The organism is Actinoplanes sp. NPDC048988, assembly GCF_043197815.1.
In the GTDB taxonomy this organism is placed as follows: Bacteria; Actinomycetota; Actinomycetes; order Mycobacteriales; family Micromonosporaceae; genus Actinoplanes.
In genome coordinates this window covers 17627-43726 of record NZ_JBICTW010000030.1, presented here as the reverse complement: position 1 = coordinate 43726, position 26100 = coordinate 17627, and the positions used below count along the sequence as shown (strand labels likewise).

26 protein-coding genes are annotated in these 26100 nt (G+C 70.9%); 18 read left to right on the top strand and 8 right to left on the bottom strand.

Features of this window, described 5'->3' with window-relative positions; all coding sequences use genetic code 11:
* Nucleotides 1-3 precede the first annotated feature (3 nt).
* Both ACGFJ7_RS45905 and ACGFJ7_RS45900 read left to right on the top strand, forming a co-directional pair.
* Nucleotides 4-993, top strand: a complete 990-nt coding sequence (locus tag ACGFJ7_RS45905; RefSeq protein WP_392648743.1) for an ADP-ribosylglycohydrolase family protein — start codon at nt 4-6, stop codon at nt 991-993.
* Nucleotides 994-1041: 48 nt separating this feature from the next.
* On the top strand, nt 1042-1464 hold the full coding sequence (locus ACGFJ7_RS45900) for a DUF3151 domain-containing protein (RefSeq protein WP_360248144.1): 423 nt from the start codon (nt 1042-1044) through the stop codon (nt 1462-1464).
* Between the two features lie 40 nt (nt 1465-1504).
* Here ACGFJ7_RS45900 and ACGFJ7_RS45895 read toward each other — a convergent pair whose 3' ends face one another.
* From ACGFJ7_RS45895 to ACGFJ7_RS45885, 3 genes are all read right to left on the bottom strand, one after another.
* On the bottom strand, nt 1505-2608 hold the full coding sequence (locus ACGFJ7_RS45895) for a cobalamin biosynthesis protein CobQ (RefSeq protein WP_392648740.1): 1104 nt from the start codon (nt 2606-2608) through the stop codon (nt 1505-1507).
* 977 nt (nt 2609-3585) lie between these two features.
* Nucleotides 3586-4554 (bottom strand): diacylglycerol kinase family protein, encoded by a 969-nt coding sequence (locus tag ACGFJ7_RS45890; protein ID WP_392648737.1) that lies wholly within the window; start codon nt 4552-4554, stop codon nt 3586-3588.
* 1 nt (nt 4555) lies between these two features.
* On the bottom strand, nt 4556-5848 hold the full coding sequence (locus ACGFJ7_RS45885; RefSeq protein WP_360248148.1) for an adenylosuccinate synthase: 1293 nt from the start codon (nt 5846-5848) through the stop codon (nt 4556-4558).
* A gap of 119 nt (nt 5849-5967) precedes the next feature.
* Between ACGFJ7_RS45885 and purD the strand changes: the two genes are divergently transcribed.
* Nucleotides 5968-7203: a phosphoribosylamine--glycine ligase gene (purD, locus tag ACGFJ7_RS45880; RefSeq protein ID WP_392648733.1), complete on the top strand. Its 1236-nt coding sequence runs from the start codon at nt 5968-5970 to the stop codon at nt 7201-7203.
* Here purD and ACGFJ7_RS45875 read toward each other — a convergent pair.
* Nucleotides 7200-7652, bottom strand: coding sequence for an SCP2 sterol-binding domain-containing protein (locus ACGFJ7_RS45875; RefSeq protein WP_360248152.1), 453 nt, complete (start codon nt 7650-7652; stop codon nt 7200-7202). The two genes, purD and ACGFJ7_RS45875, sit on opposite strands and share 4 nt — an antisense overlap.
* Nucleotides 7653-7783: 131 nt before the next feature.
* Here ACGFJ7_RS45875 and ACGFJ7_RS45870 point away from each other — a divergent pair, with 131 nt between their 5' ends.
* The 6 genes from ACGFJ7_RS45870 to purL all read left to right on the top strand — a co-directional run bounded on the left by ACGFJ7_RS45870 (nt 7784) and on the right by purL (nt 14854).
* Nucleotides 7784-8302 carry a helix-turn-helix domain-containing protein gene (locus ACGFJ7_RS45870; RefSeq protein ID WP_360248154.1) on the top strand — a complete coding sequence of 173 codons (519 nt, stop codon included), beginning with the start codon at nt 7784-7786 and terminating at the stop codon, nt 8300-8302.
* Nucleotides 8302-9555: an MFS transporter gene (locus tag ACGFJ7_RS45865; protein WP_392648730.1), complete on the top strand. Its 1254-nt coding sequence runs from the start codon at nt 8302-8304 to the stop codon at nt 9553-9555. Before ACGFJ7_RS45870 ends, ACGFJ7_RS45865 begins: the two co-directional genes overlap by 1 nt.
* Entirely contained in the window at nt 9552-10973 is a 1422-nt protein-coding gene (gene purB / locus ACGFJ7_RS45860; protein WP_392648727.1) for an adenylosuccinate lyase, read from the top strand. Before ACGFJ7_RS45865 ends, purB begins: the two co-directional genes overlap by 4 nt.
* Nucleotides 10974-11265: 292 nt before the next feature.
* Nucleotides 11266-11523, top strand: a complete 258-nt coding sequence (gene purS, locus ACGFJ7_RS45855) for a phosphoribosylformylglycinamidine synthase subunit PurS (RefSeq protein ID WP_097326998.1) — start codon at nt 11266-11268, stop codon at nt 11521-11523.
* A complete protein-coding gene (purQ, locus tag ACGFJ7_RS45850) occupies nt 11520-12230 on the top strand; it encodes a phosphoribosylformylglycinamidine synthase subunit PurQ (RefSeq protein ID WP_360248345.1) in 711 nt (236 codons plus the stop codon). The genes purS and purQ overlap by 4 nt, the downstream gene beginning before the upstream one ends.
* Complete coding sequence (gene purL / locus ACGFJ7_RS45845; RefSeq protein ID WP_392648724.1) at nt 12230-14854, top strand: phosphoribosylformylglycinamidine synthase subunit PurL; 2625 nt, start codon at nt 12230-12232, stop codon at nt 14852-14854. Before purQ ends, purL begins: the two co-directional genes overlap by 1 nt.
* A gap of 64 nt (nt 14855-14918) precedes the next feature.
* Here the strand turns inward: purL and ACGFJ7_RS45840 are convergent, their stop codons facing one another.
* Nucleotides 14919-16532, bottom strand: coding sequence for a carboxypeptidase-like regulatory domain-containing protein (locus ACGFJ7_RS45840; protein ID WP_360248163.1), 1614 nt, complete (start codon nt 16530-16532; stop codon nt 14919-14921).
* A 267-nt stretch (nt 16533-16799) separates the two neighbouring features.
* Between ACGFJ7_RS45840 and ACGFJ7_RS45835 the strand changes: the two genes are divergently transcribed.
* From ACGFJ7_RS45835 to amcA, 5 genes are all read left to right on the top strand, one after another.
* A complete protein-coding gene (locus ACGFJ7_RS45835; protein ID WP_360248165.1) occupies nt 16800-17171 on the top strand; it encodes a sterol carrier family protein in 372 nt (123 codons plus the stop codon).
* Between the two features lie 103 nt (nt 17172-17274).
* Nucleotides 17275-18822, top strand: coding sequence for an amidophosphoribosyltransferase (purF, locus tag ACGFJ7_RS45830; protein ID WP_360248347.1), 1548 nt, complete (start codon nt 17275-17277; stop codon nt 18820-18822).
* Between the two features lie 34 nt (nt 18823-18856).
* On the top strand, nt 18857-19990 hold the full coding sequence (gene purM, locus ACGFJ7_RS45825) for a phosphoribosylformylglycinamidine cyclo-ligase (RefSeq protein ID WP_360248167.1): 1134 nt from the start codon (nt 18857-18859) through the stop codon (nt 19988-19990).
* A gap of 145 nt (nt 19991-20135) precedes the next feature.
* On the top strand, nt 20136-21239 hold the full coding sequence (gene amcB / locus ACGFJ7_RS45820) for a cyclophane-forming radical SAM peptide maturase AmcB (protein WP_360248349.1): 1104 nt from the start codon (nt 20136-20138) through the stop codon (nt 21237-21239).
* On the top strand, nt 21208-21435 hold the full coding sequence (gene amcA / locus ACGFJ7_RS45815) for a multiple cyclophane-containing RiPP AmcA (protein ID WP_360248169.1): 228 nt from the start codon (nt 21208-21210) through the stop codon (nt 21433-21435). The genes amcB and amcA overlap by 32 nt, the downstream gene beginning before the upstream one ends.
* A 120-nt stretch (nt 21436-21555) precedes the next feature.
* Here the strand turns inward: amcA and ACGFJ7_RS45810 are convergent, their stop codons facing one another.
* Nucleotides 21556-21768 carry a DUF3073 domain-containing protein gene (locus ACGFJ7_RS45810; protein ID WP_133873684.1) on the bottom strand — a complete coding sequence of 71 codons (213 nt, stop codon included), beginning with the start codon at nt 21766-21768 and terminating at the stop codon, nt 21556-21558.
* A gap of 216 nt (nt 21769-21984) precedes the next feature.
* Nucleotides 21985-23064, bottom strand: a complete 1080-nt coding sequence (locus tag ACGFJ7_RS45805) for a Glu/Leu/Phe/Val dehydrogenase (RefSeq protein ID WP_392648718.1) — start codon at nt 23062-23064, stop codon at nt 21985-21987.
* 154 nt (nt 23065-23218) lie between these two features.
* Between ACGFJ7_RS45805 and ACGFJ7_RS45800 the strand changes: the two genes are divergently transcribed.
* Together ACGFJ7_RS45800 and ACGFJ7_RS45795 are read left to right on the top strand one after the other, a co-directional pair.
* Nucleotides 23219-24058 carry a hypothetical protein gene (locus ACGFJ7_RS45800; RefSeq protein ID WP_360248173.1) on the top strand — a complete coding sequence of 280 codons (840 nt, stop codon included), beginning with the start codon at nt 23219-23221 and terminating at the stop codon, nt 24056-24058.
* 282 nt (nt 24059-24340) lie between these two features.
* Nucleotides 24341-24550 carry a BldC family transcriptional regulator gene (locus tag ACGFJ7_RS45795; RefSeq protein WP_014687221.1) on the top strand — a complete coding sequence of 70 codons (210 nt, stop codon included), beginning with the start codon at nt 24341-24343 and terminating at the stop codon, nt 24548-24550.
* Here the strand turns inward: ACGFJ7_RS45795 and ACGFJ7_RS45790 are convergent.
* Nucleotides 24538-24738 (bottom strand): hypothetical protein, encoded by a 201-nt coding sequence (locus ACGFJ7_RS45790; protein ID WP_392648713.1) that lies wholly within the window; start codon nt 24736-24738, stop codon nt 24538-24540. The two genes, ACGFJ7_RS45795 and ACGFJ7_RS45790, sit on opposite strands and share 13 nt — an antisense overlap.
* Nucleotides 24739-24756: 18 nt before the next feature.
* Here ACGFJ7_RS45790 and ACGFJ7_RS45785 point away from each other — a divergent pair, with 18 nt between their 5' ends.
* Complete coding sequence (locus ACGFJ7_RS45785; protein WP_360248175.1) at nt 24757-25533, top strand: methyltransferase domain-containing protein; 777 nt, start codon at nt 24757-24759, stop codon at nt 25531-25533.
* Nucleotides 25530-26072, top strand: coding sequence for an RNA 2'-phosphotransferase (locus ACGFJ7_RS45780; protein ID WP_360248177.1), 543 nt, complete (start codon nt 25530-25532; stop codon nt 26070-26072). Before ACGFJ7_RS45785 ends, ACGFJ7_RS45780 begins: the two co-directional genes overlap by 4 nt.
* Nucleotides 26073-26100 lie beyond the last annotated feature (28 nt).

The following is a 26100-nucleotide window of genomic DNA, read 5'->3' as shown; positions in this document are numbered from 1 at the left end:
ACCGTGCGAAACGCAGCGGGATCGCTCTTCGGCCTGGCGTACGGTGACGCGCTCGGCAAACCGACCGAATTCCAGGACTACCAGACGATTATCGCGGCGTACGGGGTGAGCGGGCCCCGGGAGCTGACCGGGGACCCGGCGCTGGTCACCGACGACACCCAGATGGGCCTCGCGGTCGGCGAGGCGATCCTCGCGGCGCCGGCCCTCACCCCGGCGGCGCTCGAGCCGGAGCTGCGGCGGGCGTTCCTGGCCTGGGCGGTCAGCCCCGACAACAACCGCGCGCCCGGGATGACCTGCCTGCGCGCGTGTGCGGCACTGGAGGCGGGTGGGCCCTGGCAGCAGGCGACCCAGGCCGGGTCGAAGGGCTGCGGGGCGAACATGCGGGTCACGCCGGTCGGCCTGGTTCCGAACCTGACCGATGATCAACGGGCCGGTGCCGCTCAGCTTCAGGCCGGGCTCACCCACGGCCACCCCACGGGACTGACGGCGAGCGAATTGACCGCGTACGCGGTGAGGTGGCTGGCCGACGGCATGGCGCCCGGCGACCTGCTCGGCGCGCTCCGCGAGCGGTGCGACAGCCAGCGGAAGACCTACCGCGACCAATGGCTCGGCGACCTCTGGCGGCAGCCGGGAATCGGATCGCCCGAGGAGTTCATCGCCCACGGCTGGGACGAGACGGCCGCCGCGCTCGACCGGGTCGCCGTCGCGCTGGCCGCCGGCAACTTCGCCGGCGACCCGTGCCTGGCCACCGGCGAGGGCTGGATCGCCGAGGAAGCGCTGGCCACAGCCCTGTACTGCTACCTGATCTCGCCCGAGGAGCCGGTGGCCGTGCTCGGCCGGGGCGCGGCCTCGTCCGGCGACTCCGACTCCATCGCCTGCCTGGCCGGCGCCTTCGCCGGGGCGGCGCTCGGCATGGCCGCGTGGCCGGCCGGGTGGGAAGACCGGATCGAGTACGCGGATCGGCTGACCCGATTGGCCGCGGCCTGGGACTGAAATCGGGGTGCCCGGAATGGGGACGGGTCGGACCGGTTGAATAAGGGCATGCAGAACCTCCTTCCCGAGCCGCCGGCCACCCTGCTGCCCGCCGACGAAGAGGCCGACAAGGCCCTGGCCGAGGCCGCCGAGCGCGGCACCGCCGACGCGTACAAGGCCGTGGCCGCCGCCCACCCGGCGTACAGCGGAGGCTGGGCCGCCCTGGCCGCCGACGCGCTGGCCGACGGCGAACCGGTCACCGCGTACGCCTATGCCCGCACCGGATACCACCGCGGCCTGGACGCGCTGCGCCGCAACGGCTGGAAGGGCCACGGCCCGGTCCCGTGGTCGCACGCGCCCAACCAGGGCTTCCTGCGCTGCCTGCACAGCCTGTCCATCGCCGCCGCCGAGATCGGCGAGGCCGACGAGGCCGCCCGCTGCGCCCAGTTCCTCCGCGACAGCGACCCGGCCGCGGCCGACGCCCTGTCCTGACCTGATCTGACGCTCTGACCGGTCGCCCTTCGGTGGCCGGTCAGAGGCCTTCGGCCACGGCGGCGGCGATTTTGAGCCAGGCGTCCCGGGTGTTGCCGGAGAGCTGGCCGTAACGAAGGGGCTCGCCGGAGTCGATCAGTTTCTCGTACGGGGCCAGCAGCACCGCCCGCGTACGGGCGGCGAAGTGGCGCTGGATCGCCGGCAGGTCGATGTCCTTGCGGGTGGGCGGCATCGACACGACGCTGATCGCCTGGCGGACGAGGCGCTGGCGGCCGCTCTGCTCCAAGTGGTCGAGCATGCGGGCGGCGGTCTCGGCCGAGTCGTTACGGGCCGACATCGTGATCACCAGCTGGTCGGTCGCGTCCATGGCGGCCTGCCAGTTCTGGGCGCGAACGTTGTTGCCGGTGTCCACGAAGATCAGTTTGTAGAACCGGCTGACGATCTCGCGGATCTCGGCGAAGGCGTCCGCCGTCAGCATCTCGCCGGCCGTGGCCGACTCGTCCGAGGCGAGCACGTCGAACATGCCCTCACCCTGCGCGCGGACGTACTGCGACAGGTCGCCGACGCGGCCGTGCGCCCCGCGGAACAGGTGCAGGTCGCGCATCATGTCGCGGACCGTACGGGCGTGGAAGTCCTGCTGGGCCCGCATGCCGAGGGTGCCCTGGGTCTCGTTGTTGTCCCAGGCCAGCACGTAGCCGCCGCGCTTCTGCCCGAAGGTCATCGCGAGCAGCAGGACGGCGACCGTCTTGCCGGCGCCGCCCTTGGGGTTGACCACGGTGACTTGGCGCAGCCCGCCGAAGTTGCGCCGGACCATCTCGACGTCCTGCTTGCGCTCGATCTCGCGCCGCCCCGGCGACAGCTTGGCCAGCCCACCGGTGATGTTGTTGACCGCCCCCCGGACGCCCACCTTGGCGATCGGGTCGGGCGGTTTCGCGAGCCGGCGCCGGGCGAACTCCTCAGCGGTCGGCGTGCCATCGGAAACCCACGGCAGATCCTGAAACGGATCACCAGGCGGCTGACTCGGCGCCTGCGGATGCGCCGGCGGCTGCACCTGCGGATGCGGTTGATAGACCTGCGGATAAGCCTGCTGCGGAAACGCCCGCGGATCGACACTGGGCGGATAGGGCCCCGGAGGCGGCGGCACCGCCCTCGCCTCGTGCCCTCGCGCGTCCGCCGGCGGCCGTTGCTCTTGCGCGTCCGCGTGCGGCCGTTGCCCTTGCGCGTCCGCGTGCGGCCCTTGTGCTTGCGCGTGCGGCCGTTGCCTTTGCGCGTCCACGTGCGGCTCTTGCAGCGGAGCGGCCCCGTGCGGTCGTTGCGCTGGGACGGCCACGGGCGGACCGTGCCCCGCGGAGGCGGCACTGTGAGGGCCTTGCGTGGGGGCGCCGGCATTGAGCGAGCCCTGCGCTGGGGTGCCGGGGCCATGCGAGCCCTGCGCCGGGGCACCCGGGCCATGTGAGCCCTGCGCCGGGGCGCCGGGGCCATGTGAGTCCTGCGCTGGAGCGCTGGGGCCATGCGGGCCCGGCGCGGGTGTGGCATTTGCCTGCGCTGGGGCGGTGGCCGCGCGTGGTCCCGGTGGGAGAGCGGCGCCACCCTGCGGTCCGGGCTGCGGCGGCACGGAAGCCGAACCCGTGGCGGCCCGGGCCGGATCGGTGGGGGCCGGCGGGGGCGCGGGCCGCTGCGGCGGTTGCGACCAGGGTGAATCCGGCAAAGTATGCACACCGGACTCTTCCTCGTCGAACTCCCCGCCCTCGAATACAGGGGGCGGAGGAGCCGGTGCCGGAATCGGCGTGCGGTCCGGCCTCGCGGGCGGCTGCGGCGGGATCGGGATGGCGCCGTTCGGCCGCTGGATGGGGACGGGGCCCTGACCATGCTGGGCGGGGGGTGGCGCCGGCGCCCGGTCGCCGGGGCGGTAGACGCCGGTGGGAGGCACGGGCAGGGGCGGTGGCGTGTCGTGGGGAACCGGGCGGCCGTGTACCGGGGCCGCCAGCTCCTCCGCCTCCCACAGCGGCTCCACGTCCCTGTCCGGGGGCGCGTAGACGCGGTCGGCGCCTTCGTCCTCCACCGATGCCACGGATGCAACCCTCCCCGGTTCGTCCTACTTTTTCAGACTCGCACAGACGGTCAGCCCGCGTACACCGCCCAGGCCCCGGCCTCCGTCCACCAGGAACGCTTGCGGTTCATCGATCCCGCCACCCCGTCGTCGAGGAACTGGAGCTCGCCGTCGCGCGGCAGCACCGAGACCGCCCGGCCACGGGCCCGGCGGACCTCGATGCGGATCTTCGTGCCCTTGAAGCGCTTCTTGACGAGCATCGGGACGGCCACCGCCACCTCGACCGTGCCGTCCTCGGCGTTGCCCTCGGCCAGCAGCCGCAGGCCGTCGAACTCGGCGTAGCCCGCGCCGTTGCCGATCGCGCAGGCCAGGATGGGGTCGTCACCGCCGGAGAGGACCGCGTCGTCGACCTCGACGCGGCCGCGCCACGGGAGGGCCCGGCCGTCGTCGTCGACGCCACCCACCAGGGCACCGTCCACCGTGACCGAGCCACCGTCGTTGCGCAGCAGGTCAAGCCGGCGGGTCCGGCCGGAGAGGACCGCCTCGGCCACCGCCGACGGCACCCGGGGCAGGCCGAGCTGTGCCGCCAGGTCGGTGGTGTTGGCGACGTCCAGCGGCAGGATCGCGATCGGCGGCAGGTCCGGCACCGTGCGGTCGGCGGCCAGGTCGGCCGGTCGCTTGCTCGGCGGCGGCGCGTACCGGCGTACCAGCCGGCGGACGACGGCCCGCAGCTGGCCGTCGGTCGCCGAGGCCACCACCAGGCGAACCCGGGAATCGGAAGCCGGCCAGGTCAGGCCGTCGGCGCGGGTCGGCCCGTCGAGGCGGGCGATCACCTCGTCGATCTCGGCGTCGGAGTGCGCCGTGATCATCTCGACCAGGGCGCCGCCGGCCTTCAGGGCGTCGGCGCACTCGCGTACCGGCACGCGGGGGGTGTCGCACGCTTCCTTCTCCAGGACGCCGCAGCCGCCGCAGGAGGATCCGCAGGCGCCCGCGTCGGCCGGGGAGCCCTCGGCCAGGCTGAGCAGGATGACGTCGTACATCTCAAGCCTCGCTCAGCACCGAGTGACGCTCGATGACCTCTTCGCGGCCGGGGCCGACGCCCACCACCGAGACGCGGGCGCGGATGCGCTCCTCGACGAACTCGACGAAGCGCTGCGCGTCCTTGGGCAGGTCGGCGAAGGTGCGGCAGCCGGAGATGTCCTGCTTCCAGCCGGGCAGCGTCTCGTAGATCGGGACCGCGTGGTGGAAGTCGGACTGGCTGATCGGCATCTCGTCGTGGCGGACGCCGTTGACCTCGTACGCCACGCAGACCGGAATCTCATCCAGGTCGTCGTAATTGTCCAATTTGGTCAGGACGAAGTCGGTGACGCCGTTGATCCGCTGCGCGTAGCGGGCCATCACCAGGTCGAGCCAGCCGATGCGGCGCGGGCGGCCGGTGGTGGTGCCGTACTCGTGGCCGACCTCGCGCAGGTGGTCGCCGAACTTGTCGTGCAGCTCGGTCGGGAACGGGCCCTCGCCGACGCGCGAGGTGAACGCCTTGAGCACTGCCACCACCCGGTCGATGCGGGTGGGCGGGATGCCGGAGCCGGTGCAGGCGCCGCCGGACGTCGCGTTCGAGCTGGTCACGAACGGGTACGTGCCGTGGTCGACGTCGAGCAGCGTGGCCTGGCCGGCCTCGCAGAGCACGACCTTGCCGTTGTCGAGCGCCTCGGAGAGCTCGAGCGCGGTGTCACCCACGTACGGCCGGAGACGGTCGACGTAGGACAGCAGCTCCTTGACCACGTCGTCCGGCTTGACCGCCTGACGGTTGTAGATCTTGCTGAGTACCTGGTTCTTGAAGGAGAGCGCGGCCTCCACCTTCTGCCGCAGGATCGACTCGTCGAACAGGTCCTGCACGCGGACGCCGACGCGGTTCATCTTGTCCGCGTAAGTCGGCCCGATGCCGCGACCGGTCGTGCCGATGCGGCGCGAGCCCAGGAAACGCTCGGCGACCTTGTCCATCGAGCGGTTGTACGACGGGATGACGTGCGCGTTCGCGCTGATGCGCAACCGCGACGTGTCGACGCCGCGCGCCTCGAGACCGTCGATCTCCTCGAACAGGACGGCCAGGTCGACCACGACGCCGTTGCCGATCACCGGGACCACGCCCGGCGTCAGGATGCCGCTCGGCAGCAGGTGAAGGGCGTATTTCTCACCCTCGATCACCACGGTGTGGCCGGCGTTGTTGCCGCCGTTGAACTTCACCACGTAGTCGAGCCGGTCGCCCAGCAGGTCAGTGGCCTTGCCCTTGCCCTCGTCGCCCCATTGGGCTCCGACCAACACGATCACCGGCACTTGCGTGACGCCTTCCGTAGAACAGGTCGTACCTGGCAGAGGTCCGGGTACTGCCGAAGTTTACGCGACAGCCCCGCTGTGCGACGTGGGGAAGGAGAGCGCCGGTAGGATCGGCGCCCGTGCGCGTACTTCTGATCGGCTCCGGCGGCCGCGAACATGCCCTCGCCCTCGGCCTCGCCGCCGACCCGTCCGTCGACTTCCTGGCCGCAGCGCCCGGTAACCCGGGCATCGCCCAGGTCGCTGAGCTGCACGAAGTCAAGGCGACCGATCCGGCCGCGGTGGCCGCCCTCGCGGTCGAGCTGGCCGCCGACCTGGTCGTGGTCGGCCCCGAGGCGCCGCTGGTGGCCGGGGTGGCGGACGCCGTCCGTGCCAAGGGCATCGCCTGTTTCGGCCCGAGCGCGGCGGCGGCCCAGCTCGAGGGCTCGAAGGCGTTCGCCAAGGAAGTGATGGTCGCGGCCGGCGTTCCCACCGCCGGGTCGTACGCCTGCACGACCGCCGACGAGGTGGCGCGTGCGCTCGACGAGCTCGGTTCGCCGTACGTCGTCAAGAACGACGGTCTCGCCGCCGGCAAGGGCGTCGTGGTGACCGAGGACCGCGAGGTCGCGGAGCGGCACGCGGCCGACTGCGGCACCGTCGTGATCGAGGAGTACCTGTCCGGTCCCGAGGTCTCGCTCTTCGTGGTCACCGACGGCACGGCCGCGGTGCCGCTGATGCCGGCGCAGGACTTCAAGCGGCTCGGTGACGGCGACGAGGGACCCAACACCGGGGGCATGGGCGCGTACGCCCCGCTGGACTGGGCGCCGGACGATCTCGTGGACCGGGTGCTGCGGGAGACGGTCGAGCCGACGCTGGCCGAGATGCGCCGCCGCGGCACGCCGTTCGCCGGTCTGCTCTACGTCGGACTCGCGCTCACGCCCGACGGCCCCAAGGTGATCGAGTTCAACGCGCGCTTCGGCGACCCGGAGACCCAGGTCGTGCTCGCGCTGCTGGAGACGCCGCTGGCCGGCCTGCTCAACGCGGCCGCGACCGGCACGCTGGCCGAGTTGCCGCCGCTGCGCTGGCGCGATGGCGCCGCGATCACGGTCGTGGTGGCGAGCAAGAACTACCCGGCCACGCCGCGCACGGGCGACGTCATCGAGGGCGCCGAGGTGCCCGGGGTGATCCACGCCGGCACGGCCCGCCGGGACGACGGCGCGCTGATCTCGGCGGGTGGCCGGGTGTTGAGCGTGACCGCGGTCGGCGCCGACCTCCGGGAAGCGCGCGACGCGGCCTATGCGCTCGTCGACGGCATCCGCCTGGACGGCGCCCAGTATCGGACCGATATCGCCCTGGGCGCCGTCGAGAAGCGTATTTAAGCCTTCGGGATGTCGAAGAGCTTGGCCACGTTGGCGGCCAGGCCCAGGTCGCCCTTGGCCTTCACCTTGCCGGTCATGAAGAGCATCATCGGGTTGCCGTCGCCCGAGACGACTTTGAGGAACGTGACGGCGTCCATGGTCATCGTCAGCTTCGGGTCGCGGGCCGGCTGGTTGGTGACCGTGCAGGCGCCGTTCTCGATCACCGTCTCGTAGGTGTCGCTCGCGCCGCCGGCGCCGCCCGTGATGACCCAGTGGATCACCGCCGAGGTGCTGCCGGCCTTTTCCGGGCGGAACAGCGTGGGCATCCGGTTGAAGACCTCATCGAGGATCTTGGTGCGGCTCTCGCCCGCCATGACCTCAGCGATTTTGGAGTCCGGCGTCGACTTGACGAGCTGAGCGAACTCCTTCGGGCCGATCGAGGCGAGCGACTCGGGGTTGAAATCAGTCATCGGTGGACCTTTCGGGATGAGCGGACTACCTACTCGTCAGTAACACTAGCGACCTTGCCGCTTCTTCGTGCAGTCTGCCACTCCCAAACAACCATTGGACAGTGGGCGTGCCGTTCCCTAAACTCCCCAACATGTCTTTGGGAGACGAGTCGGAGCGGGCGTCGCTGAGGGCGACCGCCCATCCCGTACGGCTGCGGATCATGTCGCTCCTCACCGGCGCGCCGATGACCGCGGCCGAGGTGGCGCGCGAGCTCGGCCTGACCCACGCCAACGCGAGCTATCACCTGCGCAGCCTGCTGGCCGGCGGCATGATCGTCCAGGCCGGCGAGGAGAAGATCCGGGGCGGCGTGGCCAAGCGGTACCGGTACGACACCAAGCGCGACCACGCGCCGGAGGGCCCGGAGCAGCGCCGGGCGCTGTTCGCGGCCCTCGGCAGCGAGCTGATCCGGCGTACGGCGTCCGGCCGCTTCGCCGAGAAGAACGGCCTCCTGGGTGACGGCGAGTTCTGGATCGAGCCCGAGACCTGGATCGAGCTGCGATCGAAGTTCGTCGAGCTGGTCGACGAGCTCCACCATGCCGCGCGCCCCCCGCGGACCCCTGGCACGATCCGCACGAGCACGACTGTCGCGATGTTCGAGATGGAGTCCTGATGAGCGCCCTCGCGCCGCTGAGACACGCCCCGTTCCGACTGCTCATCGCCGGGCGGACGATCAACGCCCTGGGCAACTCGTTCGCGACGCTCGCCCTCGCGTTCGCCGTCCTCGACCTGACCGGCTCGACCAGCGACCTCGGCCTCGTGGTCGGCATCCGCACGCTGGTGAACGTCATGTTCCTGCTCTTCGGTGGCGTGCTCGCCGACCGCATGCCCAAACAGGTGCTGATGGTCGGCTCCAGCCTGGCCGCCGCCCTCTCTCAGGGCATCGTGGCCTTCCTGGTGCTCAGCGACCTGGCCACCGTTCCGCTGCTGATCGTGCTCGGCGCCGTCAACGGCATGGTCGGTGCGCTCGCGCTGCCGGCCAGCTCGTCGATCCTGCCGCAGACCGTGCCGGCCGACGTCCGTCAGCAGGCGAACGCGATCAACCGGCTGACCCTCAATTCGGCCGTCATCCTCGGCGCCCCGCTGGCCGGCGTGGTCGTCGCCGCCACCAACCCGGGGTGGGGCATCGCCATCGACGCCGTCACCTTCCTGATCGCCGGGCTGGTCTTCCTGGCCCTGCGCTCGCTGCCGGCGCCGGCGAAGCCCAAGGACGCGGCCCGGCCCCACATCTTCGCCGACCTGCGGACCGGCTGGACCGAGTTCTGGTCACGCACCTGGCTGTGGGTGGTGGTGGCGGCCTTCGCGGTGATCAACGCGTGCTGGAGCGGCGGCCTCTACGTGCTCGGGCCCGCGGTCGCCGACGACACGTTCGGCCGGCAGAACTGGGGTTTCGTGCTGGCCGCGCAGACCGGCGGGATGATCCTGGGCGCTCTGATCGCGATGCGGCTGCGCGTGCGCCGCCTGCTCCTGCTCGGCGCGGCCAGCACGTTCGGCATGGCCCTGCCGTTGCTTCTGCTCGGCCTCTATCCCCACGTCGTCGCGCTCATCGTGGGGGCGCTGCTGGCGGGCGGGCTGCTCGAACAGTTCGGGGTGGCGTGGGAGACGACGATGCAGGAGCACGTGCCGGCGGACAAGCTCGCGCGCGTGTATTCGTACGACATGGTCGGCTCCTTCATCGCGATGCCGATCGGCGAACTGCTGGTCGGGCCGATCTCGCACCGGGTCGGTGTGCGGGCGACCCTGGTCGGCGCGGGAGTGCTGGTGATCGTCGCCGTGCTGGGCATGCTGGCCAGCCGGGACGTCCGCACGCTGCGTCATGAGCTGCCGGAGCGTGATCCCGGGCCCGTGAAAGAATCGGTACCGTGACCATCCCGAACGTCCTTGCCTCCCGCTACGCCTCCGCCGAGCTCGTCGACCTGTGGTCGCCGGAGGAGAAGATCAGGATGGAGCGGCGCCTCTGGCTCGCCGTCCTGCGCGCCCAGCGTGACCTCGGAGTGTCGGTGCCCGAGGGCGCCGTCGAGGCGTACGAGGCGGTGCTCGACACCGTCGACCTGGCGTCGATCGCCGAGCGTGAGCGGGTCACCCGGCACGACGTGAAGGCGCGGATCGAGGAGTTCAGCGCGCTCGCCGGCTTCGAGCAGATCCACAAGGGCATGACCTCGCGCGATCTGACCGAGAACGTCGAGCAGCTGCAGATCCGGGCGTCGCTCGAGCTGATCCGGTCCCGCATCGTCGCCACGCTGGCCCGCCTGGCCGAGCGCGCCGTCGAGTACTCCGACCTGGTCATGACGGGCCGCTCGCACAACGTGGCGGCCCAGGCCACCACGCTCGGCAAGCGGTTCGCCTCGGCCGCCCAGGAGCTGCTCATCGCGTACGAGCGGCTCGACGACCTGATCGGCCGTTACCCGCTGCGTGGGATCAAGGGGCCGGTCGGCACCGCCGCCGACCAGCTCGACCTGCTCGACGGCGACTTCGAGGCGCTGGCCGTGCTGGAGCAGCGGGTCGCCGCCCACCTCGGCTTCAACCGGGTGCTCAGCAGCGTCGGCCAGGTCTACCCGCGCTCGCTCGACTTCGACGTGGTCTCGGCGCTGGCCCAGATCGTCGCCGGCCCGTCGTCGCTGGCCACCACGATCCGCCTGATGGTCGGTCAGGAACTGGTCACCGAGGGCTTCAAGCCGGGCCAGGTCGGCTCCTCGGCCATGCCGCACAAGATGAACACGCGCTCGTCCGAGCGGGTCAACGGTCTCGCCGTGATCGTCCGCGGTTACCTGTCGATGGTGGGTGAGCTCGCCGGCGACCAGTGGAACGAGGGTGACGTCTCCTGCTCGGTGGTGCGCCGGGTCGCGCTGCCCGACGCGTTCTTCGCCACCGACGGCCTCTTCCAGACCTTCCTGACCGTGCTCGACGAGTTCGGCGCCTACCCGGCCGTGATCGCCCGCGAGCTCGACCGCTTCCTGCCGTTCCTGGCCACCACCAAGATCCTGGTGGCCGCGGTGCGCAAGGGCGTCGGCCGCGAGGTCGCCCACGAGGTGATCAAGGAGCACGCGGTGGCGGTGGCGCTGGCCATGCGGGAGAAGGGCGCGGCCGGAAACGACCTGTTCGACCGGCTCGCCGACGACGGCCGGCTCCAGCTGAGCCGGGCCGAGATCGACGCGCTCGTGGCCGACCGGGCCGCTTTCGTCGGCGCCGCGCCGTCACAGGTGCGTTTCGTGGCCGACCGGGTCGCCGCGATCGTCGCCGCTCACCCGGAGGCGGCGAAATACGCGCCGGCTCCCATCCTGTGATTCTGCCGCCGGGGCGTGGCGGAGCTCGACCGTCGCGCCACACCCCAGCGGAACACTGACGTTAGGTGGCGCCGGCCCGGCCGCCAAGACTCACTTGCCACCTATCACGGTGTGATGACCGTCGCGCCGGTAGTGGAGAAATTGAAGCTTTGATCGTTCGAGTGGCTGAGATCACCGCCGAAACAGCCTGCTCAGCCTGGTCGGCGTCGCGTGCGCGACACCGGCCGACACGCCCGTCACGTGGATCGCAAGGTAGGCTCCACGTGCTTACACCTATCAGTCAGGAGTGCCCGTGGCTCGCGTCGTGGTCGACGTCATGCTCAAGCCGGAGATCCTCGACCCGCAGGGCCAGGCGGTCGCGAACGCGCTGCCCAGGCTCGGCGTCACCGATGTCTCCTCCGTCCGGATCGGGCGGCGGATCGAGATCGAGTTCGCCGGCGAACCCGACCTGGACCGGGCTCGGGAAATCGCCGACAAGCTGCTCGCCAACCCGGTGATCGAAGACTTCTCGATCAAGGTCGAGGACGACGCGAAGGCCGAGGTCGCCTGACCATGCGCATCGGTGTGGTCACCTTCCCGGGTTCGCTGGACGACGGGGACGCGGCCCGCGCCGTGCGCCTCGCCGGCGCCGACGCCGTCCGCCTCTGGCACGGCGACCCCGACCTGCACGGCGTCGACGCCGTGGTGCTGCCCGGCGGTTTCTCGTACGGCGACGCCCTGCGCTGCGGCGCGATCGCCCGGTTCGCCCCGGTCATGGAGTCGCTCATCGACGCGGCCCGCGGCGGTCTTCCGGTGCTCGGCATCTGCAACGGCTTCCAGATCCTCTGCGAGGCCCACCTGCTGCCCGGCGCGCTCACCCGCAACCAGCACCTGCACTTCCGTAACCGCGACCAGTGGCTCCGCGTCGAGTCCGCGGACACCGCCTGGACCAACTCGTTCCAGACCGGTCAGGAGATCCTGATCCCGGTCAAGAACGGCGAGGGCTGCTACGTCGCCGACCAGCGGACGCTGGACGCGCTCGAGGCCGAGGGGCGGGTCGTGGCGCGGTATGTCCGCGGCAACCCGAACGGCTCGCAGCGCGACATCGCCGCCATCACCAACGAGGCCGGCAATGTCGTCGGCATCATGCCGCATCCGGAACACGCGGTGGAGGCGCTGACCGGTCCGTCGCTCGACGGCCTCGGCTTCTTCACCTCGGTCCTGCGGGCCCTGGCCGGGGCGTCCGCGGGGGCTTCGCACGCAGGGGGACACCAGTAATGACCACGCAGCCGGAGACGGCAGCGCCGAACCAGAAGCCGACCGGCTTTGCCGCGACGGACGTGCTGGTCAACGAGTTCGACGGCGGCCCCGACACGGTGCACCGGGCGTTCCAGACCCCGGACGAGCTGCAGCCGCACACGGAGCTGGGCCTCAAGGACGACGAGTACGACCGCATCCGGCAGATCCTCGGCCGGCGGCCGACGGCGTCCGAGCTGGCGATGTACTCGATCATGTGGAGCGAGCACTGCTCGTACAAGTCGAGCAAGGTGCACCTGCGCCAGTTCGGTGAGAAGGCTCCGCGCAGCGACCGCATGCTCGCCGGTATCGGCGAGAACGCGGGCGTCGTGCAGATCTCCGACGAGATCGCGGTGACCTTCAAGGTCGAGTCGCACAACCACCCGAGCTTCGTGGAGCCCTACCAGGGCGCCGCGACCGGCGTGGGCGGCATCGTCCGCGACATCCTCGCCATGGGCGCCCGCCCGATCGCGGTGATGGACCCGCTGCGCTTCGGCGCCGCCGACCATCCCGACACCGCCCGGGTCCTGCCCGGCGTGGTCGCCGGCATCGGTGGCTACGGCAACTGCCTGGGCCTGCCCAACATCGGTGGCGAGATCGTCTTCGACCCGACGTACCAGGGCAACCCGCTGGTGAACGCGCTGAGCATCGGCGTGCTGCCGGTCGAGCGCCTCCAGCACAAGGAGGCGGCCGGCGTCGGCAACATCGTCGTGCTGCTCGGCGCCCGTACGGGCCGCGACGGCATCGGCGGCGTCTCCGTGCTCGCCTCGGCCACCTTCGACGAGGAAGCCGAGCAGCGCCGCCCGTCGGTGCAGGTCGGCGACCCGTTCATGGAGAAGCTGCTCATCGAGAGCTGCCTCGAGCTGTACGACGCCGGCCTCGTGGCCGGCATCCAGGACCTCGGCGGCGCCGGCCTGACCTGCGCGCTCACCGAGACCGCGGCCGCGGCCGGCACGGGCATGCGGGTCTGGCTCGAGCGGGTTCCGCTGCGCGAGGCGTCGATGTCGCCGACCGAGATCCTGGCCAGCGAGTCGCAGGAGCGCATGCTCCTGATCGTCACGCCGGAGAACCTCGACCAGGTGCTCGCCGTCGCCGAGAAGTGGGGCGTCTGGGCCACCGCCATCGGCGAGGTCACCCCGACCGGCGAGGACGGCTCGCCGGGCCGCCTCGTCATCACGTGGAACGACCACGTCGTGGTGGACGTGCCGCCCGGCTCGCTCGCCGACGACGGCCCGGTCTACGCCCGGCCGATCCGCGAGCCCGCCGACCTGATCCTCCTGCAGGCGGACAAGGCCGAGACGCTGCCCCGCCCGGCCACCGGTGAGGAACTGCGCGAGACCGTCCTGCGGATGGCCGGCTCGCCGAACCTCTGCGACAAGACCTGGGTCACCGAGCAGTACGACCGGTACGTGCTCGGCAACACCGTGCTGGCTCAGCCGGAGGACTCGGGTGTGCTGCGCATCGACGAGCGCACCGGCCTCGGTGTCGCGCTGTCGGTCGACGGCAACGGCCGCTTCGCCCGCCTCGACCCGTACGAGGGTGCGAAGCTCGCGCTGGCCGAGGCCTACCGCAACGTCGCCGTCACCGGCGCCGAGCCGGTGGCCGTGACTGACTGCCTCAACTTCGGCTCGCCCGAGGACCCGGCCGTCATGTGGCAGTTCGCCGAGGCCGTGCGCGGCCTGGCCGACGGCTGCCAGCTGCTGGGCACCCCGGTGACCGGCGGCAACGTCAGCTTCTACAACCAGACCGGCGCGGCCGCGATCCACCCGACCCCGGTGGTCGGCGTGCTCGGCGTCTTCGACGACGTGGCCCGGCGGATCCCGATGGGTTTCCCGGCCGCCACCGGCGACGGCGACCTGCTCTTCCTGCTCGGCGAGACCGCCGCGGAGCTCTCCGGCTCCGAGTGGGCGTGGGTCACCCACGGCCACCTCGGCGGCCGCCCGCCGAAGGTGGACCTGGAGCACGAGCAGCGCCTGGGCGTGCTGATGGCCCGTGCGTCCAAGGCCGGTCACGTCGTCGCGGCGCACGACCTCTCCGACGGCGGCCTGTCACAGGTCCTCGTGGAGAGCACGCTGCGCCGCAACGTGGGCGCCCGGATCACGCTGCCCGAGGACGGCAACTCGGCGTTCGTCCAGCTGTTCAGCGAGTCGTCCGGCCGGGCCCTGGTCGCGGTGCCCCGTGGGCGCGACAAGGCGTTCCTGGCCCTGGCCGCCGAGCACGGCATCGCCTGCGTTGAGGTCGGCGTCACCACGGCCGAGCCGGTGCTCGACGTGGCCGGCCAGTTCAGCATCCCGCTGGACGAGCTGCGCGAGGCGCACACGGCGACGCTGCCGGCCCTGTTCGGCGGCTCGGCCGAGCTGGCCAACCGGCACGGCGACCCCGAGCACGCGGCCGACCCGTCCGCTCCGGCGCGACCGGACCGCGGCGACGAGGTCCTCGTGACGGCGGCGGCCGGCGCGGCGATGGAGTCGGCGGCCCCGATCGAGGCCGACGGCATCCCGGCGGCGTCGGTGGCCGAGGTCAAGGAGCCGGTTCCGGCCGAGGGCACCTCGGTCACGCTGGAGCTGACCGAGCCGAAGCCGGGCGGGCCGATCGACCCCGCCTGACCTGCACCGCATACGGAAATCGGCCCCGCACCTCTCGGAGGTGCGGGGCCGATTCTTTTGTGGATCAGTAGCGGCGCTGACCGCGCTGGTCGTAGTCGTCCTGGTCGTAACCGCCGTTGTTGTACGGCTGGGTGTGGCCGCCGTACTGCTGGCCGCCGCCCGGCTGTTGCTGCTGAGGGGGGTAGCCGCCGTTGTCGTGGTCGTCCCAGCCGCCCTGGTGCTGCTGCTGGCCCTGGTCGTAACCGCCGTAGCCGCCGTTGTCGTGCTCGTCCCAGCCGCCCTGCGGCTGGCCGCCGTACTGCTGGCCGGCCTGGTCGTACCCGCCGTAGCCGGCCGCCTGGTCGTCCTCGGGGCGGTAGAAGCCGGTGGGCTCGCTGTAGGTGCCGTAGCCGTCGCCGGCCGGCTGGGCGCCGCCGTACTGCTGGGTTCCGCCGCCGTACTGCTGAGTGCCGCCCCCGTACTGCTGGGTGCCCCCGCCGTACTGTTGCGTCCCCCCGCCGTACTGCTGGGTGCCGCCCGGCTGAGGGTTGTCGTCCCAGCCGCCGGCGCCGACGAAACCGCCCTGGGGCGGGACCGGCGCGCCGTACGGGTCGGGGAACTCGTCGTCGAGCGCGGGCACCGGGCGTTGCAGCATGGTCGGCGCGTCGGCCATGCCGGGCGCCTGCGCGATCATGGTGGCGTCGTTGGCACGGCCACCGCCGACCGGCGCCGCCACCCGGGTCGCGTCGTTGAAGCGGCCCTGGCTCGGCGGGATCGCGCCGCCCGACGGGGACATGCTCGTCGGGTCGTCGTCGCCACCGTCGGACGGGTTGTTCTTGCGGCGCATCCAGACCAGCACGATCGCGCCGATGCCGGCCGCGACGAGCAGGACGCCGATGATGATGTAGAGCCAGGAGCTGCCGCTGTCCTCGCTCGCGGCCGCGTTGTTGGCCGGCGTGCCCTCTTCCACGGTCTCCGTGGTCGCGGGCTGTTCCTCGGCCGCCGACTCGTCGGTGGTCGGCGTCGGGCTGGCCGACGCGGACGCCGAGGCCGACGGGGAGGCGGAGGGGGACTCCACGACCTGCGACTCGAGAATGATGTTCTTGGAGACCCGGCCGTCGGCGTTGCCCTGCACGGTGACCGTGACCCGCGAGAAGTCCTGCTTCACGGCGCCGAGGGTCAGCGTGCCGACCGCGATCGGCTTGCTGTCGGTCGAGGAGAACGTGAACGAGCCGCCGCTGCCCGAGGTGGTCTCGAACGTCGCGCCGGCGCTGTCCCGCAGGCCCACCGTGGCGCCCGAGATGCCCTTGCCGTCCTGGTCGCGGACCTTGCCCGAGACCTGGCGGACGGTCTGCGGCTTGTCCGGGCCCTTGACCGTGATGTTCGCGCTGGCGCTGTCGGAGTCCCCGTTGATCGAGGCGGTGACCCGGACCTGCACCTGGCGGGTGTCGCCGGCGTTCACCTTGGGCGCGGTGAGGCGCGCGTTGAACGTCCGGTCGCCGCCGGCGTCGATCTGCGTGACGCCGGAGCACTCGCCGGAGCAGCTCATGCCGGTGACCTGATAGGTGACAGTGGCCCGGCCGGGGTTGCCGCCACCCGGCTGACCCTCGCCGGGGTCGACCTCGGGCGCGGACACGCTGAACTGCATGTTCAGCTGGCCACCGGTGAGGACCTCGGTCTGCAGGTTGGTGATCTCCACTTGGGGAGGGTCGGCCAACGCCACAGCAGGCGCTACGAATAGGCTGCCTGTGACCACAGCCAGTAACGCACCGGCCTGGAACGCCCGGGCTCGTAGGTGCGTCGTCACCATCCACCGCCTTCCGGTCGCACGGTCTCCCGGCTGCTCTTCAGGTGCCGGTTACATCCCGCGACTAAAACACCGTCGGCCACTATGCCTTGTCACACGTCCATCGCGCGACCCAGGGCCGCGTACCAATCTCGGTGGACCGGGTCGTATCGTCCCGACATGTCCGCTGCGAAGAATAATTCCGAGTCCGTGATCCGGGCGTTGGACGCGCTGGACCGCGGCGCCGAACCGGAGAGAACGGTGCTGCGTGACGCGGTGCGCGCGCTGCTGACCGAGTTGTCCCGCCGTGCCCCTGGCCGATCGGTGGAGGTGCGAATTCCGCCTTTCGGTGCGATTCAGTGTGTTCCAGGTCCCAGGCACACCCGTGGCACACCGCCCAATGTGGTCGAAGCGGATCCGGTCACCTGGGTGCTCGTGGCCACGCAGCGTGTGAGCTGGGCGGATGCGCTGAGTGACGGACGGCTGCGGGCGAGCGGCATCCGGACGGACCTGAGCGAATACCTGCCGCTGACCGGGGCGACTGCCGATTGACAGGCCGAGCCGTGTCCCCTCCGCTCGCGTACACTGGGCGGTCGGGAGCGGAGCGGTGGGTATCCCACTCACGTTCGAGCAGATCAGCATGAGGGAGCGACAGGTGCCCCGAGGCGACGGCCGGTTGACCGACGATCTCGACCCCCAGGAGCGCGGCCCCCAGGATGCCTGTGGCGTCTTCGGCGTCTGGGCCCCCGAGGAAGAGGTCGCCAAACTCACCTACTTCGGGCTCTTCGCTCTTCAGCACCGCGGCCAGGAGGCCGCCGGTATTGCTGTGAGTGACGGCTCCGGTGTGGTGGTCTACAAGGATCTGGGCCTCGTGTCGCAGGTCTTCGACGAGCCGACGCTGGCCAGCCTGCGCGGCCACCTCGCGATCGGCCACACGCGGTACTCGACGACCGGCGGCTCGAACTGGGAGAACGCCCAGCCCACGATCCGCGCCACCACGGCCGGCACGACCATCGCGCTGGCCCACAACGGCAACCTGGTGAACACGGCCGACCTGTCCCGCGAGGTCGCCGAGCGCGGCCTCGAGGCGGACAGCGCGACCTCCGACACCGCCCTGGTGACCACCCTGCTGGCCAGCCGCCCCGACCTCTCGGTCGAGGCCGCGGCGCTCGAGGTGCTGCCGGGCCTGCGCGGCGCCTTCAGCTTCGTCTTCATGGACGAGAGCACGCTGTACGCCGCCCGCGACCCCCAGGGCGTGCGCCCGCTGGTGCTGGGCCGCATGGAGCGCGGCTGGGTGATCGCGAGCGAGACCGCCGCCCTCGACATCGTCGGCGCCAGCTTCGTGCGCGAGGTCGAGCCGGGCGAGATGCTGGCGGTCGACGAGCACGGCCTGCGCTCGACGCGGTTCGCCGCGCCCGAGCCCAAGGGCTGCCTCTTCGAGTACGTGTACCTGGCCCGCCCCGACACCACGATCGCCGGCCGGAACATGTACTCGGCCCGCGTCGAGATCGGCCGCCGCCTCGCCAAGGAGCACCCGGTCGAGGCCGACCTGGTCATCCCGGTGCCCGAGTCGGGCACGCCGGCCGCGATCGGCTACGCCGAGGCCTCGGGTATCCCGTACAGCGCCGGCCTGACCAAGAACGCGTACGTCGGCCGCACCTTCATCCAGCCGTCGCAGACCATCCGCCAGCTCGGCATCCGCCTGAAGCTCAACCCGCTGCGCGAGGTCGTGCGCGGCAAGCGCCTGGTGGTCGTCGACGACTCGATCGTCCGCGGCAACACCCAGCGCGCGCTGGTACGCATGCTGCGCGAGGCGGGCGCGCTCGAGGTGCACGTCCGCATCTCGTCGCCGCCGGTGAAATGGCCGTGCTTCTACGGCATCGACTTCGCCACCCGGGCCGAGCTCGTCGCCAACGGCCTGGAGATCGATGGCATCCGCCGCTCGATCGGCGCCGACTCCCTGGGTTATGTTTCCCTGGACGGCCTGGTGCAGGCGACCGAGCAGCCGAAGTCGCGCCTCTGTATGGCGTGCTTCGACGGCGAGTACCCGATCGAGCTCCCGGCCGGCAACCTGATCGGCAAGCATCTGCTCGAGGGCGTCGGCAAGCGGGCGTCCATGCCGTCCGCGACCGACGAGGCCGCGACCGCGGCGGTGGCGGAACTCGAGACGGAGTACGAAGCCGTCGCCTCGCATCACCAGTGACTTTGATGTACCAAGCAGCTCTAAGGGGAGAACCGTGACGCACGTGTCCGAGCGCAACAACGCCGGGTCCAACCAGCCGTGGACGGCCGGTGCTGGACGCGGCGGTGCTCGTAAGCGCACGTCCACCTACGCGGACGCCGGTGTCTCGATCGAGGCCGGCGACCGCGCGGTCGAGCTGCTGAAGTCCAAGGTGAAAAAGACCACCAGGCCCGAGGTGATCGGTGACCTCGGCGGGTTCTCCGGCCTGTTCCGGCTGAACACCCAGAAATACAAGAGCCCGATCCTGGCCTCCTCGACCGACGGCGTCGGCACCAAGCTGGTGATCGCGCAGCAGCTCGACATCCACGACACGATCGGTATCGACCTGGTCGCCATGGTCGTCGACGACCTGGTCGCCTGCGGTGCCGAGCCGCTGTTCCTGCTCGACTACATCGCCTGCGGCGAGGTCGTGCCGGACAAGGTCGCCGAGATCGGAGCCGGCATCGCCGACGGCTGCCGCTACGCGGGCTGCGCCCTGCTCGGCGGCGAGACCGCCGAGCACCCGGGCGTGCTGCGCCCCGACGAGTACGACGTCTCCGCCACCGGCGTCGGCGTGGTGGAGGAAAGCGAGATCCTCGGCCGCGAGCGGGTCGAGGTCGGCGACGCGGTCATCGCCATGCGCTCCTCCGGACTGCACTCCAACGGCTACTCGCTGGTCCGTCACGTGCTGCTCGGCGCGGGCCGCATGCGGCTCGACTCGGTGGTCGACGACTTCGGCACTCAGCGGACCCTCGGCGAGGAACTGCTGACCCCGACCAAGATTTACGCCAAGGACTGCCTGGGCCTGATCGAGGAGACCGACGTCCGCGCGTTCTCCCACGTCACCGGCGGTGGCATCCCCGGCAACCTGAACCGCGTCCTGCCCGCCAACGCCGACGCGGTGGTCGACCGCTCGACCTGGCGCCCGCAGCCCATCTTCGACCTCATCCAGGCCAAGGGCCGGATCGAGGACCACGAGATGGAGGCCACGTTCAACATGGGCGTGGGCATGTTCGCGATCGTCTCGGCCGACGACGCCGACCGGGCCATGGCCTACCTGACCGGCCGGGGCGTCGAGGCATGGCAGGTCGGCGAGGTCATCGAGGGCACCGGCGAGGTGCAGATGATGGGGCAGTACACCCGCGGCTGACGCCGGCTGTGAAGATGAACATGAAATGATCCGCGTGTGTCGATGTCGGGCACATGCGGATCTTTCGTGTTCAGGGTGGACTGTGGGGCCTAGCCTGACGACGTCGGGGACCTAGGAGGTGCGTGTGGCGGACAGGTGGAGCGGGATGCGCGGGATAGCGCCCGTGCCGACCTACGTCGTCATGCAGCCCACGACGCTCTGCAACCTCGACTGTTCCTACTGCTATCTGCCTTTCCGCGCGGTCGACAAACGCATGCCGGTCGAGGTCGCGCGGGCCGTGGCCACGGCGGTCGAGCCGTGGGCGGCCGGCGGGCGCTTCTCGGTGGTCTGGCACGGCGGGGAACCGCTCGCCGCCGGCCGGGAGCACTTCGCCGCGCTGATCGCCCCGTTCGGCCCGGCGGTCGAGCACCACGTGCAGACCAACGCCACGCTGATCGACGACGCCTGGTGCGAGTTCTTCGCCGAGCACGAGATACGGGTCAGCGTCAGCGTGGACGGCCCGGAGGCGCGCAACGGCGACCGGGTCACCCGGGGCGGCCGCCCCGCCTACGACCGGATCCTGCGCGGCGTCGAAGCGCTACGCCGGCACGGCATCCCGTTCTCGGCGCTCTGCGTGGTCGGCGATCCGCGGCCGGGCGTGGCCGCCGAGCTCTACGACTATTTCCTCGAGCTGGGCTGCGACGTGCTCGGTATCAACGTCGAAGAGCTGGAGGGGGTCAACACCAGGACCAACGGCCACGACGCGGCCGAGGTGACGGCTTTCTGGGCGGAGCTGGTCTCGGCCTGGCGTCGCGATCCGAGAATCCACCTGCGCGAGGTCGAGTGGTCCCTGCGATACGCGGCCGCTGTCCTCGACGGGACCGCCGACGAGCTGCTGCCGCGCCGGCTCGACCCCATCCCGACGATCGCCCACGACGGCTCGGTGGTGCTGCTCTCACCGGAACTGGCCGGCTTCTCCGACCCCCATTACGGCGACTTCACCAGCGGAAACGTCCTGAGCGCACCGCTGGGCGCCATTCTGGCCGGCGCCGAGGGTTCGCCCTGGATCGCCGAGTTCCTGCGCGGTGTGGAGTCCTGCCGCGCGACCTGCCCCTATTTCGGCTTTTGCGGCGGGGCGCACGCGGCCAACCGCTACTTCGAGACCGGCCGGTTCGACACCACCGAGACGGACCACTGCCGGAACAGCAAGATGCGCCTACTGGAGGGAGTGCTGGACCATGCCCGAGATCATGAACCCACGGCTGTCTGACGACGCGGGGAGCGATCCGGTTACGGCACGGGTACGAGACACCCGGGCCGGGTTGGCGGCCCTCATCGCCGAGGCGGAGGAGGCTCGACGGCAGCGCGCGGAGAGCACGTCGGAAGACGGCGGCTCAGCGGTCTGCGCCTGGAACCACTTCGAGAACATTCCCACGTTCTACAACTGGAACAACCGACCGCGGTAGCGGCGGTTCAAGCCCACGCGGGCTGGTACCCCGCGTGGGCTTCAGTGTTGAACCGTTGGATGGAAGGTGACCACGACACACGGAAGCACGCGGTCGGCCGCGTGCTCTGTGCAATACGGGTCAGCGCCTTGTAGGCGACCAGCTGTCCTGGTCGTCGTCAGCATCATCCTCGTCATCGTCGACGAACTCATCGTTGTCGTCGTCGAAGTGACGGTCGGACTGGCGTGTACCCGCCAGTTCGCGCTGCAAGGCGGTGAGGTCGGTGTTCGGGGAGTGGTATTTCAACTCCCGGGCCACCTTCGTCTGCTTGGCCTTAGCACGGCCGCGCCCCATGGCTCGACCCCCTCGCACAGAATTCGGGGCAGCCCGAAGGCGGGCCCCGATGACGTCAGGCATCTCTCGTGGGTCTTACGGTACATGGACGATGCCTTGTTTGGCACCTCGGGTTGCCTGTGACACTGCCGCGCGTCGCGGTTTTCCGTCCCGGGACGCGCGGCAGGCGCGAAACCCCTCCCATTTCGACCGGATCGACCGGTCAGGAGGCCGTCCTCAGCTCAGGTAGATGGACCTCAACCGGCCGACCTCGGCCATCCGCTGCTCGGCCAGCCGGTCGGCCGCGACCGCCGGCGAGACGCCCTCGGAGTCGGCCAGCTGGAGGATCCGGCGGGTGGTCTCGAAGATGCCGGTCGCGCGCAGCTTGGCCCGCTCGAAGTTGAAGCCCTCGATCTCGTCGGCCACCTGGATCACGCCGCCGGCGTTCACGAGGTAGTCGGGCGTGTAGAGGATGCCTCGTTCGGCAAGCGTCTTCTCGATGCCGGGGTGAGCCAGCTGGTTGTTCGCGCCGCCGGTGACGACCTTGGCCCGCAGCGCGGACACGGTGTCGTCGTCCAGGGCGCCGCCCAGCGCGCACGGGGCGTAGACGTCGAGGTCGCTGGTGATCAGGGCCTGGGTGTCGGCGACGAGCTCGATCTGGGGGTACGTGGTGCGGGCCCAGCTCAGGGCGGCCTCGTTCACGTCGGTGGCGATCACCGTGGCGCCGTCCTCGACGAGGTGGCCGGCCAGGTACTTGCCGACCTTGCCGAGCCCGGCGATGCCCACCGTGCGCCCGGCCAGGGTCGGACGGCCCCACGCGTGCTCGGCCGCCGCCCGCATGCCCTGGAAGACGCCCCAGGCGGTGAGGATGGAGGAGTCGCCGGCGCCGCCGTGCTCGAGGCTGCGCCCGGTCACGTACTTGGTCTCGCGGGCGATGACGTCCATGTCGGGCACGTACGTGCCGACGTCGCAGGCCGTGTAGTAGCGGCCGTGCAGGGACTCGACGAAGCGGCCGTACGCCCGCAGCAGCCCTTCGGACTTGGCCCGGGCCGGGTCACCCCAGATGACCGCCTTGCCCCCGCCCAGGTCCAGGCCGGCCAGGGCGTTCTTGTACGCCATCCCGCGGGAGAGCTTCAACACGTCCGCGAGCGCGTCCGCCTCGCTCTCGTACGGATAGAACCGCGTGCCACCGAGCGCCGGCCCGAGGGCCGTCGAGTAGATCCCGATGATCGCCTTGAGGCCGGTCTGCCTGTCCTGGCAGAAGACGACCTGTTCGTGACCGGTGGCGTCGGTGCCGTCGGTGTCGAACACGCCCATGGCTGTTCTCCTGATTCTTCTGTTGTGGCCCTCGTGGGACCCGTTGTCCCGGCGGGGGTATGCCGGACATCTGCGAGCCTAGTAGTGCTCCCCCGCTCGGGATTACGTCCGCGCGGGAAGTTCCGCTCGGCCGAATTCGTGAAAGACTCGCGCCGTGCCGTCACTGTTCGCGTCGTACCTACGGGTTTACGAGCCGCTGACCGCGTTCGACCGTGATCGTCAGGTGTTCTGGCGTCGCTATGCCCGGGAGGGCCGCGATCTCGGCCCGGTCGACGGTCCGGTCCGTCAGCGCACGGCGGTGCTCGAGGCGCTGGGCGCGGGCTGGACCCGGTTGCCCGACCTGCCCGACGAGGCGTACGTGCTGCAGTGGGGTGATTCCCTGCTCGTCTGCCCCTGGAACCTGCGCCTGCGGGTGGCCGAGGCCGCGCTCAACGCGCGCGACGGGGTGCCCAGCGTGCTGGCCGACGCCTTCGTGCCCCCGGTGCTGGCCGGGCAGGCCAAGGCCATCGTCGAGGACTGGCGCAGCGGCGCCAAGGTGCTGGAGCACGGCGTGCCGCGGGTGCACGAGCAGATCGCCACCTGGGGTGTCCCGCTGCGCTGGTTCGCCTTCGTCGACCTGGAGGAGCGGGAGTTCTCGCTGACGTCCGAGGGACGCACGCTGCGGTACCGCACGGAGATCTCGAAGGCCCGCCGGCGGGCCCACCGCGCCGTCGCGGTGCTGCGCAAGTCGCTGGGCGACGCGCCGATCACCGAGGCGGTCGAGGAGGGCACCCGGTGGCTGGAGGAGTTCCACCCGCGCTCCATCGTCGAGCTCGACTACGGCGGCCTCGTCAACCTTCTCCCGGATGACGACCTCGCGGCGGACGATTCACCCGGATTGGTGGCAGCCGGACTTTCCGCCCTGTCCCGGGGCGACGCCGACGACGCCTCCGCCGTCTACGAGAAGCTCGTCGAGCGGTGGCGGGCCGTCCAGCTCCTCGAGCGCTGCAACTGAGCTGCGAAAATGCGGACAGACCGGCGGGTTTCGCGGCCCGTGGGAACGCTCCCGAAGTGAATACTCTTCGTGATCACCGCTGGCCGAAGCGTGATAATCGGACTAAACGAGACACTATCTGGCGTAGAAAACACGCAAAAATCGGGCATGCTTCATCCGTCTATCTGGGGACGTTCGTCCGTTCGGCCCATGTCGGACATCGGGGACTAGCCGGACCATGAGAGACGCACCGGCCGGCGGGACCCCGGCCGATGTTCGTAGGTACCTGTGGAGGAGTGACCGATGGCATCGCGTACGCACGATCCTGAGCCGCTACTAACGCCGGCAGAGGTGGCGTCGATGTTCCGTGTCGACCCGAAGACCGTCACCCGGTGGGCGAAGGCCGGCAAGCTGAGTGCGATCCGCACTCTGGGCGGCCACCGTCGTTACCGGGAGTCGGAGGTTCGCGCCCTGCTGCAGGGGCAGATTCCCACGCAGCGTCAGGGCGACTGAGCGGACCTCAGTCGGTACGAAAGATCGTTGTAAGGGGCGACGTCGGGGAAGGCGATCGCCCCTTCCTCGTTTCCTGAGCAGTTTTTCTTGATCAGCTTCTCCTGCTGGATGAAACGAGGGAATACGTCAGCCGTGACGGCCCCGGCCGGACGTATTTCACGCCAACCGAGTTGCCCCCGGGCGGTCATGCGCCGAGGGTGGGCACCATGGAACAACCACCGATCGGCGACGTCTTCGGCGAGATGATCCGGGACGCGTACGCGGTACACACCGGAGTCGGCCCCCGGCCCTTGGCGGGCGGCCGCGTGCCGCGCCCGGTGATCGAGGTGATCGAGCGCGACGACGGCCTGATCAACGGCGCGCCGGCCGATCACTATCTGGCCGGGCCGGACGAGTGGCAGCCGCACGACCACCGGGCGCTGCGGCTGTGCCGCGGGCACGTTCTCGACATCGGGACCGGAGCCGGCCGTACGGCGGTGGAACTCCAGAAACGCGGCATGGCGGTGACCGGCCTGGACACCTCGGCCGGCGCCATCGAGATCGCCCGGCGCCGGGGCCTGCGCGACACCGTGCTCAACACGGTCGACGCCTACTCCTCGGCCGCCGTCCGGTACGACACGTTCCTGCTGCTCGGCAACAACCTCGGACTGATCGAGGGTCCCGAGCGCGCGCCCGTCTTCCTGGACGCGCTGGCCCGGCTGGCCAACCCGGGCGCCCGGCTCATCGCCCAGGGCACCGACCCGTACGGCACCACCGATCCCGTGCACGTCTCCTACCATCAGCGGAACCGGGAGCGCGGACGGCTCGGCGGCCAGCTGCGGCTGCGGTTGCGGTACCGGCTGCTGGCCACCGAGTGGTTCGACTACCTGAACTGCTCGGTGGCCGAGCTGGAGGCGCTGGTGCAGGGGACGGCGTGGCGGCTCAAGGCGGTCGACGACGGTGACCGGCCCTACTACATAGCGGTCCTGGAACTGGCGGGATGAGTGTCAGCCGCCGCATCGCCTTCCTGTTGCGGCACCGGCCCGAGACGGCGGGGCTGACCCTCGACGCGAACGGCTGGGTGCCGGTCGGCGACCTGCTGGCGGCGCTGCCGATCGGCCGGGCCGAGCTGGACGAGATCGTCGCGAACGACGAGAAGTCCCGGTACGCGATCGAGCGCCGGGCCGACGGGACGGAGTGGATCCGGGCCAACCAGGGCCATTCCCGCCGGGTCGCCGTCGACCTCGGCCTGGTGCCCGCCTCGCCGCCCGCGGTGCTGTTCCACGGCACGCCCAGCCGCAACCGGTCGTCGATCCTGCGCGACGGCCTGCGGCCGGGCAGTCGTCATCACGTACACCTGTCGCCCGATGTTTCGACGGCGCTGGTCGTCGGCCGCCGGCGCTCGGCCGACGTGATGGTGCTGCGGGTGGCCGCGGAAGAGATGGAAGCGGCCGGGCACATATTCCACCGGAGCGAGAACGGGGTCTGGCTGACCGATGCCGTGCCGCCAAAGTACCTCCTGCTAGAACGGACAAATCCGTAATATCCCTGGCTCCACAGTGGTGAACGCC